This window comes from Betaproteobacteria bacterium (genome assembly GCA_009377585.1).
In the GTDB taxonomy this organism is placed as follows: domain Bacteria; phylum Pseudomonadota; class Gammaproteobacteria; order Burkholderiales; family WYBJ01; genus WYBJ01.
The window spans coordinates 16,019-28,530 of the sequence record WHTS01000082.1 but is presented as its reverse complement, the minus strand read 5'-3'; the positions used below and the strand labels follow the sequence as shown (position 1 = coordinate 28,530).

General features: G+C 62.3%; 12 protein-coding genes. 7 read left to right on the top strand and 5 right to left on the bottom strand.

What is annotated here, in order from left to right; all coding sequences use genetic code 11:
- Window positions 1-44 precede the first annotated feature (44 nt).
- From GEV05_21535 to GEV05_21525, 3 genes are all read left to right on the top strand, one after another.
- Window positions 45-1,034, top strand: coding sequence for a TauD/TfdA family dioxygenase (locus tag GEV05_21535; protein ID MPZ45921.1), 990 nt, complete (start codon window positions 45-47; stop codon window positions 1,032-1,034).
- Window positions 1,035-1,316: 282 nt separating this feature from the next.
- Window positions 1,317-2,066 carry a hypothetical protein gene (locus tag GEV05_21530; protein ID MPZ45920.1) on the top strand — a complete coding sequence of 250 codons (750 nt, stop codon included), beginning with the start codon at window positions 1,317-1,319 and terminating at the stop codon, window positions 2,064-2,066.
- A gap of 25 nt (window positions 2,067-2,091) precedes the next feature.
- Window positions 2,092-2,829, top strand: coding sequence for an SDR family oxidoreductase (locus GEV05_21525; protein MPZ45919.1), 738 nt, complete (start codon window positions 2,092-2,094; stop codon window positions 2,827-2,829).
- A 140-nt stretch (window positions 2,830-2,969) separates the two neighbouring features.
- Here the strand turns inward: GEV05_21525 and GEV05_21520 are convergent, their stop codons facing one another.
- The 5 genes from GEV05_21520 to GEV05_21500 all read right to left on the bottom strand — a co-directional run bounded on the left by GEV05_21520 (window position 2,970) and on the right by GEV05_21500 (window position 7,746).
- Window positions 2,970-4,079 carry a hypothetical protein gene (locus GEV05_21520; GenBank protein MPZ45918.1) on the bottom strand — a complete coding sequence of 370 codons (1,110 nt, stop codon included), beginning with the start codon at window positions 4,077-4,079 and terminating at the stop codon, window positions 2,970-2,972.
- A 160-nt stretch (window positions 4,080-4,239) separates the two neighbouring features.
- Window positions 4,240-5,388 (bottom strand): tripartite tricarboxylate transporter substrate binding protein, encoded by a 1,149-nt coding sequence (locus GEV05_21515; protein ID MPZ45917.1) that lies wholly within the window; start codon window positions 5,386-5,388, stop codon window positions 4,240-4,242.
- The gene (locus GEV05_21510; GenBank protein MPZ45916.1) at window positions 5,235-6,287 is read right to left on the bottom strand and encodes a TauD/TfdA family dioxygenase; all 1,053 of its coding nucleotides are present in this window, start codon (window positions 6,285-6,287) and stop codon (window positions 5,235-5,237) included. The genes GEV05_21515 and GEV05_21510 overlap by 154 nt, the downstream gene beginning before the upstream one ends.
- A 161-nt stretch (window positions 6,288-6,448) precedes the next feature.
- Window positions 6,449-7,417: a tripartite tricarboxylate transporter substrate binding protein gene (locus tag GEV05_21505; GenBank protein MPZ45915.1), complete on the bottom strand. Its 969-nt coding sequence runs from the start codon at window positions 7,415-7,417 to the stop codon at window positions 6,449-6,451.
- The gene (locus tag GEV05_21500; protein ID MPZ45914.1) at window positions 7,414-7,746 is read right to left on the bottom strand and encodes an FCD domain-containing protein; all 333 of its coding nucleotides are present in this window, start codon (window positions 7,744-7,746) and stop codon (window positions 7,414-7,416) included. The genes GEV05_21505 and GEV05_21500 overlap by 4 nt, the downstream gene beginning before the upstream one ends.
- Window positions 7,747-7,883: 137 nt before the next feature.
- Between GEV05_21500 and GEV05_21495 the strand changes: the two genes are divergently transcribed.
- The 4 genes from GEV05_21495 (at window position 7,884) to GEV05_21480 (ending at window position 12,495) form a co-directional block, all read left to right on the top strand.
- Window positions 7,884-8,732 (top strand): TauD/TfdA family dioxygenase, encoded by an 849-nt coding sequence (locus tag GEV05_21495; protein ID MPZ45913.1) that lies wholly within the window; start codon window positions 7,884-7,886, stop codon window positions 8,730-8,732.
- A gap of 178 nt (window positions 8,733-8,910) precedes the next feature.
- Window positions 8,911-10,446, top strand: a complete 1,536-nt coding sequence (locus tag GEV05_21490; protein ID MPZ45912.1) for a methylmalonyl-CoA carboxyltransferase — start codon at window positions 8,911-8,913, stop codon at window positions 10,444-10,446.
- A gap of 64 nt (window positions 10,447-10,510) precedes the next feature.
- On the top strand, window positions 10,511-11,476 hold the full coding sequence (locus GEV05_21485; protein ID MPZ45911.1) for a tripartite tricarboxylate transporter substrate binding protein: 966 nt from the start codon (window positions 10,511-10,513) through the stop codon (window positions 11,474-11,476).
- Between the two features lie 14 nt (window positions 11,477-11,490).
- The gene (locus tag GEV05_21480) at window positions 11,491-12,495 is read left to right on the top strand and encodes a tripartite tricarboxylate transporter substrate binding protein (GenBank protein ID MPZ45910.1); all 1,005 of its coding nucleotides are present in this window, start codon (window positions 11,491-11,493) and stop codon (window positions 12,493-12,495) included.
- The last annotated feature ends 17 nt before the right edge of the window (window positions 12,496-12,512 follow it).

Here is a 12,512-nt window from a genome sequence, read left to right as displayed (position 1 = left end):
TGGCATGGTTCGTCTCTCATGACCTCAACTTCTCGAACCGCCCGGTGCGGACCCGCATGCCGGGTGGTGTGGGAGGGGTCCGGTCAACTATGATCGGCCCCTATCCCGATTCTTGCCGGCCCGAACGGCTTGCCCGTTCGGATGTGAGCATACTCAGAGGAGTAATTATCATGCTGACCGTAAGACCCTCGGGCCGCGCGCTCGGTGCCGAGATCATGGGAGTCGATCTGTCGCGCGATATCGACGAGCCGACTTTTCAGGTAATCGTAGACGCGCTGCATGAACATGAGGTCATTTTCTTCCGGAATCAGAATCTGACGCCCGAGCAGCACATCGCCTTCAGCCGCCGCTTCGGCGAGCTCGAGCACCATGTGCGGCAGGACTGCTGCAGACCCGGCTACCCCGAGCTCTTCGTCGTTTCCAATATCATCGAGAACGGCAAGCCGATCGGAAGCCAGGATGCCGGCTTCTTCTGGCATTCCGACCTGTGCTATGTGGAGAAACCGAGCCGCGGGTCGCTGTTCTATGCGCGCGAGGTGCCGATGAAGGACGGTGCGCCGCTCGGCGACACGATTTTCTCGAGCATGACGAAGGCTTTCGATGCGCTGCCGGAGTCGACAAAACAGAAGCTTCTCGGCCGCAACGCCGTGAACTCTTACATCCACGGCTATTCGCGCGACCGGAAAAGCGGCGCGCGGAAGGCGCTCACCGAAGAGCAGAAAAGAAAGACGCCGGACCGCGAGCATCCTGCAGTGCGCACGCATCCATATACCGGCAGGAAGTGTCTCTTCGTGAACGAGGGCTACACGACGCAGCTCGTCGGCATGGAGCCGTCGGAAAGCGCTGCGCTTCTGTCGGAGCTCTTCGCCCGGATTCAGCAGCCCGACGTCACCTACCGTCACCGGTGGCGGGTGGGCGACTTCTTGATCTGGGACAATTGCGCGACCCAGCACCAGGCGATAAGCGACTACGAGCTGCCGCTGCGGCGGCGCATGGAGCGCACGACGCTCTGCGGCACGGTGCCGATCCTGTAGGGCGCCGGATTGGGCTGCCAGCGCACTGCCCGCGCCCAGCTCACACACCCGAGACAGACGAATGTTCAGATACGCACTGGCAGCATCGTGCCTTGCCGCGGCCGCTGCGCTGCCGATGGCGCACGCCCAATCTTATCCGCAGCGACCGGTGCGCCTCATCGTGCCGTTCCCGCCTGGTGGCGCGAACGACGTCCTGGGCCGGCTCATCGCGGCGCGCATGGCTCAAGGCACCGGGCAGCAGTTCGTGGTCGACAATCGCGGCGGCGCGAATAGCATCATCGGCTGCGACCTCGCCGCGAAAGCGACGCCGGATGGCCACACGATTCTGATCGTGCCCGGCAGCCACGCAATCAACCCGGCGCTATACAAGAAGCTGCCCTACGACACTCTGCGGGACTTCGCGTCCATATCTTTCCTTGGAAATGGCGCATATGTGCTGGTTGCGAGCCCCACGTTGCCGGCGGAGAACATACGGGCACTGGTCAGTCTCGCCAAAGCGAAGCCGGGCGCACTGAATTTCGCTTGGCCGGCACCGGCAACATCACGCACCTCGCGCTCGAGCTTTTCACCAGGACCGCAGGCATCAAGCTCGTCCACGTGCCGTATAAAGGCGGCGGTCCCGCGGTCACCGATGTCATGGCAGGGCACGTTTCGCTCTACTTCGGGACGGTCGCATTGGCGGGACCGCTGATGCGCGCAGGCAAAGTGAAGGCGCTCGGCGTCAGCACGCCGAAGCGGACTGCTGCTTTCCCGAACGTGCCGACGATTGCCGAGTCAGGCGTACCCGGGTTTCAGGTGAGTGGGTGGTACGGGCTGCTGGCGCCGGCGAAAACGCCTGAAGCGGTACTGCGCAAGCTCAACGTCGAAGCGGCGAAAGCGGTGCTCGCGGACGACGTAAAAGACAAGCTGGTGAACGCGCTCGGCGTCGATCCGGTTGCCGGACCGCCGGCCGAGCTCGATGCGCTCATCCGTACTGACATCGCCAAGTGGCGCAAAGTCGTCGCGGAGCTCGGTATCACTGCGGAGCAGTAAACGAATAGTCTAGGGAGTCGATCGCATGGAAACCGGTCTGAAGGGAAAGACGGTGCTGATCACCGGCGCGAGCCGCAACATGGGACGCCATGCCGCTCTCGCGTACGCGCGCGAAGGGGCCAATCTCGCGATCTGCACCAGCACCAAGATGGCCGAGTTGCGGCAGGTCGCCGATGAACTGCGCGCGCTCGGCGAAAATGTAGTAGCGGAAAAGTGCGACGTGGGCGATGCGGCCGCGGTGGGCCGGTTCGTGAAGACGGTGTGCGGCGAGCTCGGTTCGATCGATGTCGTGCTGAACAATGCCGTCTACCGTGCGGAAGGCAATTTTCTCGAGCAGAGCGACGAAGCCTGGATGCGGAACGTCGAAGTGAACATTCACGGTCCGCGCAATATCTGCCGCGCCGTGTTACCCGCAATGATGGATAAAAAGTGGGGCCGGATCATCAATTTTTCCGGCATCGCACCCTTCCTCGGCATCGGCGCAGCCAAGGCCATGGCCAAGACCGGCATCATCGGTTTCACCCGCGGCATCGCCCGAGAGTTTGCCGAGCACAACATTACCGCCAACTGTATCGGCCCCGGAACGATCGAAGTCGAGCGCGACGCCTTTCAGATGAACAAAGAGCTGCGGCCGATGCAGCCGATACGCCGGCTGGGTAAGCCGCAGGAAGTGGTGTCGCTGATGGTCTATCTCGCGAGCGAGGACGCCAGCTTCATCACCGGGCAGTGTTACCTGGTGAACGGCGGTATGTACATGCTTTAGGCGATACGACGGCACACCTTCTTCTACAAATCAGCAGGCCGCAACGTCGAATCCCCAGGAGCAAACGAGAGCGCCCAGCGGACGCCCTGGGCGCCGCTGCCATGCCATTTGTACCGTGTCTTCGCTTTGGTTTGCCGATGCTACTTCAGGCGATACTGTTCGAGCTTGTTTTCGTCGAGGCTGATGCCAAGACCCGGCCCGACGGGTAATGGCAGGCTGCCCGACGAAATATCGAGGCGCGTGGTTGCAACGGTATCTGTCACCTTGAGCGGACCCACGCACTCGAGTCCGGGCAGCACATTGCGGGACGTGGCGGCGAGCATAATCTCCGCGAGCGTGCTGGGATCAAGTCCGAAGCCGTGGCCGATCACGACCGGAAGGCCTGCGGCCTCCGCAGTAGCCAGCATGCGCGATGCGCGGAGAATCCCCCCGGCCTGCTTGATACCGAACTTGACGAAGTCCGCGCAATCGGCCTTGATGACCGCGATGAGACTCGCGTGATCGCTCACCGATTCGTCAGCCATCACGGGAATGCCGCCTTCCCGGCGCACCCGCGCCATTCCTGCAAGATCGCGCAGATGTGCCGGCTGTTCGAAAAGCTGCAAGTCGAATTGTTTGACCATGCGGCAGAGCTTCAACGACGTGTCTGCGTCGTACTGCAAGTTCGCGTCGATGCGAAGCTTCATCGCGCTCCCGACAGCGGCGCGTACGGCTTCGATGCGGTCGCGATCTGCTTCGACGCCGCTGCCGACTTTGATCTTCGCCGACTCGAACCCCGCCTTGAGCCATCGCCGCGCTTCGGCCGCCGCTTCCTCAGGCGGAAGCTCTCCAATCCAGCCATTGAATTGCACGCTTTCCTGTGCAGCGCCGCCGAGATAGGTGTAGAGCGGCACCCCCTGAATGCGCGACGCGAGCTCGACGCACGCCATTTCCACAGCGGCTCCGGCGCCGGGCTGCGTGGGCGTCAGCCCATCCAGCAGTTCGATCAATCGGTTGATGTTGGTCGGATCCTGTCCGATAAGCGCAGGGGCAATGCGATCCCGGATCGCGACTGCAAGCTCCGCGGCCGTTCCCGGCGACTTGGTGACGGCCGACGGCTCGACGCTGCTGATGCCCACCGTGCCGTCCGATGCGGTGAGGCGCACCACAGCACATTTCGTCGCTTGCTTGGAGACCCCCGCGCTCGTAAACGTGCCGGTCAGCGGCATCGCCACGCCGAATACTTCGACTCGTTCTATCTGCGTTTTCATTGGCTTCCAGTTGTGGCTCGTAACACGATTGTTCGAAGCGTCAATACTACCTGTGTGGTACGTGAATCAACGACACCGGAAAAGCAAGGGAAGCTCGTCCAGCCGATGGGCGCCGAAGCAGTGGCACGGCAGGCGGTGGGCGGTTTCCAAATCCGCCTCGTCACTCAGGCTTGATAGCCGCTGCGCGTATCACTTGTCCCCATCGCGCGATTTCAGCACGCACGAACGCGCCAAACTCGTCGCTGGTCAAAGACCCGGGCTCAGAGCCCGACGCAAGCAGGCGATCTCGCGTATCAGGCGACGCCAGCGCGCGGTTGATGTCGGCATTGAGTCGCGCTGGAAGTGTCCGCGGCACGCGCGCCGGTGCGAACACACCGGCCCAGCCGACTGCGAGATAGTTTGGATAACCCGATTCCGCAACAGTCGGTATATCAGGCCATGCCGCAGACCGCTTGGCGCTCGTGATCGCAATTGCCCGCAGCCTGGCGTTGCGCACGTGCGGCGCCGCAGTGAGCGCGCTCGTGATCATGAACGCAGTCTGTCCGCTGATCGTATCCACCAACGCCGGGCCGGTGCCCTTGTAAGGAATGTGGTTGACCTGCACGCCCGATTGCATCGTCAGGAGCTCCATTGAGAGGTGCCCGAGCGTACCCACGCCCGCATGCGCGTAGTTGAGTCCGCGCGGCTTGGCTTTAGCGAGCGCGATGAACTCGCCAAAGGTTTTCGCCGCGACTGACGGGTGAAGCACGACGAGGCTGGGGGTCTGCGCCGCGAGCGCGACGGGCACGAAATCTTTCTGCGCTGAGAAGGGGAGGTTGGTGTACAGACTCTCGTTGATCGCGTGCGTTGCGATCGTTCCCATGACCAGCGTGTAGCCGTCGGGCGCTGCGCGGGCGGCAAGCTCGGTGCCAATGTTGCCACCCGCACCGGGCCGATTGTCGACGATGACCTGCTGACCCCAATACTCCGTCAGCTTCACGCCGATCGCGCGCGCCAGCACATCGGTTGGCCCGGCGGGCGGGAAAGGCGCGATCAGCCGCACCGGGCGCGTGGGGTAATCGCGTGCCTGGCCGAAAGCTAAGAGCGGAAAGGCCAGAACCAGCCCAAGCAACAGCCCAGAAACCCGCCGCCACATTGGCATAATCTTGCGCAAAGTCATGACAGTGCCGCCCGTGTCTGCCCGGTCGCAGGCGGTACGCCCATCCCAACGCCGTCTCCATACCGGTCGGCAAACTCCGGGGCAAGCTTGCGATGACCGTTGTTGAGCCATAGCCGCAGCATGTGACGCTTGCGCTCCGGTTCCGGCCACTCTTCGTAAGCCGTCCGCGAATGAAGAACTGCGTGGTTATTGCAGAACTGCATGTCGCCAGGCTCGAGGACCATCTCGAGGCGGATATCTTTACGCGCAGCCGTCTGGTTGAGAAATTCCATCGCTGCCGTTTCCAGATCCGTAAATGTCAGGCCCGCTTTGCGCGCCGCCTGCATGATTGCCGTGTAGACATACCGGCACGAGAGCTTTCCTTCGTAGTAGCTGTAAACCGGAATGCGATGCGGGGTGAGTGGACCCACACCAGGCAACTCCTCGCCTCGCAGATCGTAGTGGAAGCCTCGCGCCAACACTTCCAGGTATTCCGGATGGGTCGACAATACCTCATTGTACAGCGTAATCGCGCTTGCCAGACGCGACACTCCACCTGATTTGGCTTTGCGAAAGCAAAGCAGTCCGACGATGTCGCAGTTGTCATTATGGAAAAACAACTCAGCGCTGGTCTGATAACCGCGAACATTCTTGTCCATGTATTGCAGGCCTTCGACTGCTCGCACGTGCCCCAGCAGATCGCCCTTGGCGTTTTGCGAGATCGGGTAACCAAAATGCGTTCCGATACCCCAGAAGATGCGCGCGATATCGTCGTCGTCGTATTTGCCGAAGGGGAGCCCTCTGATGACGACGAAGCCACGGCCGTTTTCCAGCTCTTCCGCTATGCGGGCTAGATCGCCGACCAGGGCCGGCAGCGCGAAATGTTCACGGCGCAGCTCGGTGAGAGGAACCGGGTGCTCGCGCAAACGCGCCAGAGTTGCATCGAGTTCCTTGATGGCGTCAGCCGGCAACGTATATATCCACTGCTCACCCTTTTCCAGGTCGCTACCCTTCCAGGCGCTGCGGTCGGTGATCGGACTACGAAGCACATCGCGCAGTGCTGACGTCATGATTCATCCTCCTGCCAAAGTTACTCAGGAGTCAGTAAGTGGGGCGACACATTCAGCTATGGCTACAGGAAGCAATTCTAGGGAATCTGTCGACTAAGCAAGCGACTGGTGAGTAATTATGCAAACAGATAACGCCTGGGAAGTCGCTCGGGCAATCGACGTCAGTCGTTGGTCACGCCAATCGCCTTGATGAGCTTCGCGAATTTGTCGAGGTCGGCGCGCATACGTGCCGCCAGCTGCTCCGGCGTGCCGCTCCAGGCTTCCAACCCCTGATTCACCATACTCTTGGCAATATCCGGTTCTCGCAAGATCTTATTCACAGTCGTATTGAGCTCTGCGACGAGTTCGCGCTTGAGACCTGCAGGTCCGAACAGCGAAATCCAGGGGTTCATTTCATATCCCGGCAGGCCCGACTCGGCGATCGTGGGGATATTCGGCGTGCTTGCGACACGCTTCGCCGTCGTCACGCCGAGCGCGCGAATGCGTCCAGCGGTAACGTGTGGCAGCGCGTTGGGCAGCGTCGCGATGGAGGCCTGCGTTTCTCCTGCCAGCAGCGAAGTGATTGCCGGTGGTCCGCCGCGAAAGGGCACATGCGTGAGACTGATATTCGCGGTCGTAGCGAAGAGCCCCATGGCGAGATGCGGTGAGCTGCCATTGCCAGACGAGGCGTAGTTGATCTGGGCCGGCCGGCTTTTGGCGAGCGCGATGAATTCCCGCGTCGATTTGACTGAAAGCGAGGAATGCACCACCAGCACTGCAGGCTGGGCCGAAAGGAAAGCAATCGGCGTGAAGTCTTCGATGGTGCGGTACGGCAGGTGTTTGTATGTCGTTGCATTCGCCACGTGCGTCGCCGAATGCACCATCAGGGTGTGACCGTCAGCGGGCGATTTCGCAGCGAGCTCTGCGCCGATCGTGCCGGCGGCGCCTGCGCGGTTGTCCACCACGAAGCTTCCGTGGAGTAGGGTTGAGAGACGCTGGGTGACGATGCGGGCCGTCGTGCCGATAGAGCCGCCGGCGGGCCAGGGCACGATCACGCGGACGGGGCGCGTAGGATAATTCTGCGCGAAAGCCGAGGTGGCGCACACGACGAGCGCGAGAGCAGCCAGCCCGGTTGAAATGTGTCTGCTCATGTCGAGCGCTCCTCCTCCAGATATTTGATCGCGGCATCCCGTGTGGCGAGCGAAATTCGAGAGGCGATGTTCTGCGCGGACTCTCGGTCTCCTGATCTGATCGCCTCGAGTAACTTACGCCAAAGCCGCGCGGAGTCCTTGCGACGTTCGACCGAGGCGAGCGCAAGCCGTGTGTAGCGTCTGGTCTGCAGCGTCAGCGCCTGAAGCATGTCGCGGAGCCAGCGATTGGTCAGGCTTTCCGTCAACGCATTGTTTACCGCCAGCGCGGCCTCTACGTATTGCTCGTACTTGTCCGGCGTCCTTGCAAGCTCAGAAATCTCCGATCCCATCGTCTCGCCTCAAGTCCTCAGACGGCGCTGATTATAGCTTGTAGATTATTAATAATCTATATACACTCCACTTTTCGACGCCTCGTACAGGAGATCCCTTGCAAACCGCAGCTCAAGACAGTTACCTGCATTCCTCCGTGCGTGCGGTTCCGCTCGCAGACCAGATCGGCGCGGATATCCTCAACGTCGATTTGTCGCAGCCGCTCTGCCAGGCCGATTTCAGGGCCATTTACGACGCGTGGATGGCGCATCACGTTCTGCGTTTCAGAGGACAGGACCTCACCAAGGAGCAGTTGCTCGATTTCAGCGCGCACTTCGGCGAGCTGGACAAGGCGCCGATCAACATGAAAGGCGAGCCGTGGCTTCCGGGCTACCCGAATCTCGCCGTAATGTCGAACATCATCGAGCAGGGCCAGCCGCTGGGGAGCCTCGGCTACGGTGAAGCCGTGTGGCATACGGACATGTCCTACAACGATACGACGCCCTCCGCTGCCTTACTTTATTCCCGGGAAGTCACTAAGAGCGGCGGCGAAACCGGCTTTCTGAACATGTACCACGCGTACGAGACGCTGCCGGAAGACCTCAATGCGGCGATCGAAGGTAAGCAGATCAAGCATGACGCAAGCCGGAATAGCGCCGGCCAGCTGCGCAAGGGCTACAAAGAAGTGAGCGATCCGCGTGAAACGCCGGGCGCCGTGCACGCGATCATCATTCGCCATCCCGTGACGAAACGCCGTGCGCTCTATCTCGGCCGGCGCCCCCTGAGCTGCATCGTCGGCCTGCCCCTCGACGAAAGCGAAACTCTGCTGGACCGCCTGTGGGCGCATGCGACTCGTGAGGAGTTTGCCTGGTTTCAGAAATGGAGCGTCGGCGATCTCTTGATGTGGGACAACCGCTGCGTGATGCACAAACGCACGGCATTCGATCCGACCGAGCGCCGCTACATGCTGAGAACGCAAGTCAAAGGCTCACGTCCCGCGGCGTAGCGCCCTCAAATGGCGCACCGGAGGCGCCGGCGGTAGTCTTCCGACGAAAGGCCGTAAACCTCACGGCGTTCGCGTACGATGAACCAACGCGAAGAAATAAGGTTCCCTCCGCGCCCTCGTTCGCACCGGCGATCTCCTACCCGCGGACCCGGGTGCGGATAACAGTGAAGGAAATGAGGTGCCATTCGAAGAACTGCTAAAGGATCTCAAGGACCGCGAGGCCGAGGCGCTTGCCATGGGCGGGCCGGAAAAACTCGCCAAGCGCAAGGCCGAAGGCGTGCTCAATGCGCGAGAGCGCATCGACTATCTCATCGACAAGGACTCTTTCATCGAGTCCGGCAGGTATGCCCGCAGTCACCGGCCCGAGGTGAAGCACAAGACCCCTGCGGACGGCAAAATTGCGGGCTTCGCACGCATCGACGGCCGCGAGATCGCGCTCGTCTCGAACGACTTCACGGTGCTCGGCGCGTCTTCCGCCGTGATCAACATGAAAAAGATCAAGCACGTGAAGCAGGTCGCGGCGAAGCGCGGCATGCCGCTCGTGCTGCTCGGCGAATCGAGCGGCGCGCGCATGCCCGACCGCATGGGCGCTGCCGGGCGCGCAATCATCGCGCAGGACGCGACCGAGTATCAGCGGCTGCGAGAAAGCCCCTGGGTTTCCGCGCTGCTCGGGCAGTGCTACGGCTCGTCGACGTGGTATTCGGCCATGTCGGACTTCGTGGTCATGCGCAAGGGCTCGATCATGGCCATTGCGAGTCCGAACGTGACTTCGATCGCGATCAACCGGCCGATCGACGCCGAAGACCTCGGCGGTTGGAAACTGCTGACCGGTGTGTCCGGGCTTGCCGATATTGCGGTTGACACCGACGAGCAGGCGCTGGACGTCATCAGGAAGTTCCTGTCGTATTTGCCGAGCCACAACATGGAGGCGCCGCCCGAGCACGCGGTGCCCGAAGGCTCCGACGAACCGTGCAGGGAAATGCTGGAGATCGTTCCCGAGTCGCGCAACAAGGTATACGACGTGCGCAAGGTGATCAGGGCGATCGCTGACAAGGACTCGGCCTTCGAGGTCAAAGAGCGCTACGGGAAGTCGATCGCGACGGTACTGGCACGGCTGGACGGCAAGAGCGTCGGCTTCATTGCGAACAATCCCCTCTTCAAAGGCGGCGCGCTCGATGCGGATGCTTGTCAGAAAGTCACCAGCTTCATGGTGCTGTGCGATTCCTTCAATGTGCCGCTCGTGTTTCTCGTCGACGTACCCGGGTTTCTCATCGGACTCGAAGGCGAGCTGCGCGGAATGCCGGGCAAGGTGATCAACTGGATGAACGCGATGTCGCTCGTCACGGTGCCCAAGATCACGGTGATCATGCGCAAGAGCTATGGGCAGGCGTTCATCAACATGGCGGGCGGCAGGAACGCCGACGAAGTGGCGGTGTGGCCCACGGCCGATCTGGGCTTCATGGATCCGGCGGTGTCGGTGAACGTGCTCTTCGGCGTGCGCTACCAGGACGATCCCGAGCGCTTCGAGCAGCTCAAAGCCGAAGTCGAGCGCGACACCTCCGCGTGGGGGCTTGCCGAGCTGTATGAGGCGCAAACGGTGCTCGATCCCCGAGACACCCGCGACTACCTCATCCGCACGCTGCAGGTGCACCGCCTGCGTCTGAAAAAAGGCGTGGGCGAGCACCTGCTGCGTAACTGGCCGACGAGTTACTGAATCGCATGGGGCAGAGCGGACGCCCGCGCCTGCGGCCGTAAAGAAGACACGGGAGAGCGAACGAATGCAAAGCGGATGGTTACAGGCGGCAGCGTTGTCGCTGCTCGTTGCGAGCGGCGCTGCCACAGCGCAGAACTACCCGAACCGTCCGGTGCGCTTCATCGTTCCGTTCGCGCCCGGCGGCAACACCGACGTGCAGGGACGGTTGATCGCGCAGAAGCTGTCGGAAGCGTGGGGCCAGCAGGTCGTGGTCGATAACCGGGGCGGCGCCGGCGGAACCCTTGGTGCGGACATGGCTGCGAAAGCGGCGCCCGACGGCTACACGTTCGTACTCGCATCATTCGGCAACATACTCGTCGGGCCGGCGTTGTACCGGAAGCTGCCGTACGATCCGGTGAAGGATCTCGCGCCCGTTGTGCTCGTGTCGACGCCGCCCGGCCTGCTGGTGGTCAATCCCACGCTGCCCGCGCGGGACGTGCAAGAGCTGGTCGCTTACGCGCGCGCGAATCCGGGCAGGATCAACTACGGCTCCGCGGGTAATGGCGTCTGGAACCACCTCTTCGGCGAGCTCTTCAAGTCGATGGCCAAAATCGAGATGACCCATGTGCCATACAAAGGCACGGCCCCTGCCATCACCGATCTCATCGGCGGTCAGCTCCAGATGATGATGTCGCCTTTTCCGACCGCGTTGCCCCACGTTAAAAGCGGCCGGCTGCGCGCGCTCGCCGTCACCGACGCCAGGCGCTCCCCGGTCGTACCGAACATTGCGACCGTTGCCGAATCGGGCTTGCCTGGGTATGCCGCGGCGAGCTGGTTCGCGCTGCTCGCGCCCGCGGCCACGCCGAAGCCGATCATCACGAAATTGAACCTCGATGTGAACCGGATTTTCGCCGAGCCCGCTGTCAAAGCGGCGTTCGTGAGCGATGGCAGTGAGCCGGTCGGTGGCACACCGGAAGATCTCGCCAGATCGATACGCGAGGGCATGGCCAAGTGGGGCAAGCTCGTGCGCGATCTCAACGTGCAGCTCTGACAGGCCAGGCGAACATGAAAGCCGACGCAAGACGCTGCATACGCTACCGCGATCTCATGTGCAAACGTAATTTTCTGATCGCGCTCGTGTTCAGCATGCCGCAGCCGTATGCCCATGCGGTGGGCTATCCCGATCGTCCGATTCGTCTCGTGGTGCCGCTGGCGCCGGGCGGAACGACCGACATCCTCGCGCGCCTGGTCGCGCAGCGCTTGACTGCAACGTTGGGCCAGCCGGTGATCGTCGACAACCGCCCCGGCGCCGGCGGAAACATCGGCAACGAGGTGGTCGCGCGTTCGGCCGCCGACGGGTACACGCTGCTGATGGCGGCGCCGCCGCTCGTCATCAATCCAGGCCTTTACGCGAAAGTGGGTTACCGGCCAGTCGACGATTACACGCCGATCTCTCTCATCGCGTCGGTGCCGGTCGTGCTCGCGGTGAATCCCGGCGTTCAGGCGCGCTCGGTAAGGGAGTTGCTCACGCTGGCAAAGGCGCACCCGGGCAAGTACAACTACGCCTCTTCGGGTGTGGGTGGAACGCCGCACCTCGCGGGCGCACTTTTCGCCAGCATGGCGGCAGTCGATATCGTGCATGTGCCGTACAAGGGGTCGGGCCCGGCGCTCACGGACCTGCTCGGCGGGCAGGTGCACATGCAGTTCTCGGGACTGCCGCCGCTGCTGCCCTTCATCAGATCAGGCAAGCTGCGCGCGCTCGGTGTGGCGAGCACGAAGCGTACGCCCGCGTTGCCCGAGGTCCCGACTATTGTAGAAGCGGGCCTGGCCGGCTACGAAGCAACGTCGTGGCAGGGCCTTTCCGCTCCGGCGCGGCTGCCCAGGGAGATCACCGCGCTGCTCAACGCGACCCTGGTGAAATTCATCGCCGCGCCCGAAACACGGGCACGCTTCGCGGAGCTTGGCGCTGAACCGGTGGGAAGCAGTCCGGCGGAGTTCGCGCGCTTCATCAAGGTCGAGTTCGACAAGTGGGGCCCGGTGATCCGCCAGACCGGCGCGCGCGCCGATTGACCGCAACCATAGGCGAG

What these genes read in the sequence shown, in the direction of transcription:
- GEV05_21485 (MPZ45911.1), top strand. Translation starts at nt 10,511, where the DNA reads ATGCAAAGCGGATGGTTACAGGCGGCAGCGTTGTCGCTGCTCGTTGCG.
- GEV05_21505 (MPZ45915.1), bottom strand. Translation starts at nt 7,417, where the DNA reads ATGAGCAGACACATTTCAACCGGGCTGGCTGCTCTCGCGCTCGTCGTG.
- GEV05_21480 (MPZ45910.1), top strand. Translation starts at nt 11,491, where the DNA reads ATGAAAGCCGACGCAAGACGCTGCATACGCTACCGCGATCTCATGTGC.
- GEV05_21510 (MPZ45916.1), bottom strand. Translation starts at nt 6,287, where the DNA reads ATGACGTCAGCACTGCGCGATGTGCTTCGTAGTCCGATCACCGACCGC.
- GEV05_21520 (MPZ45918.1), bottom strand. Translation starts at nt 4,079, where the DNA reads ATGAAAACGCAGATAGAACGAGTCGAAGTATTCGGCGTGGCGATGCCG.
- GEV05_21525 (MPZ45919.1), top strand. Translation starts at nt 2,092, where the DNA reads ATGGAAACCGGTCTGAAGGGAAAGACGGTGCTGATCACCGGCGCGAGC.
- GEV05_21500 (MPZ45914.1), bottom strand. Translation starts at nt 7,746, where the DNA reads ATGGGATCGGAGATTTCTGAGCTTGCAAGGACGCCGGACAAGTACGAG.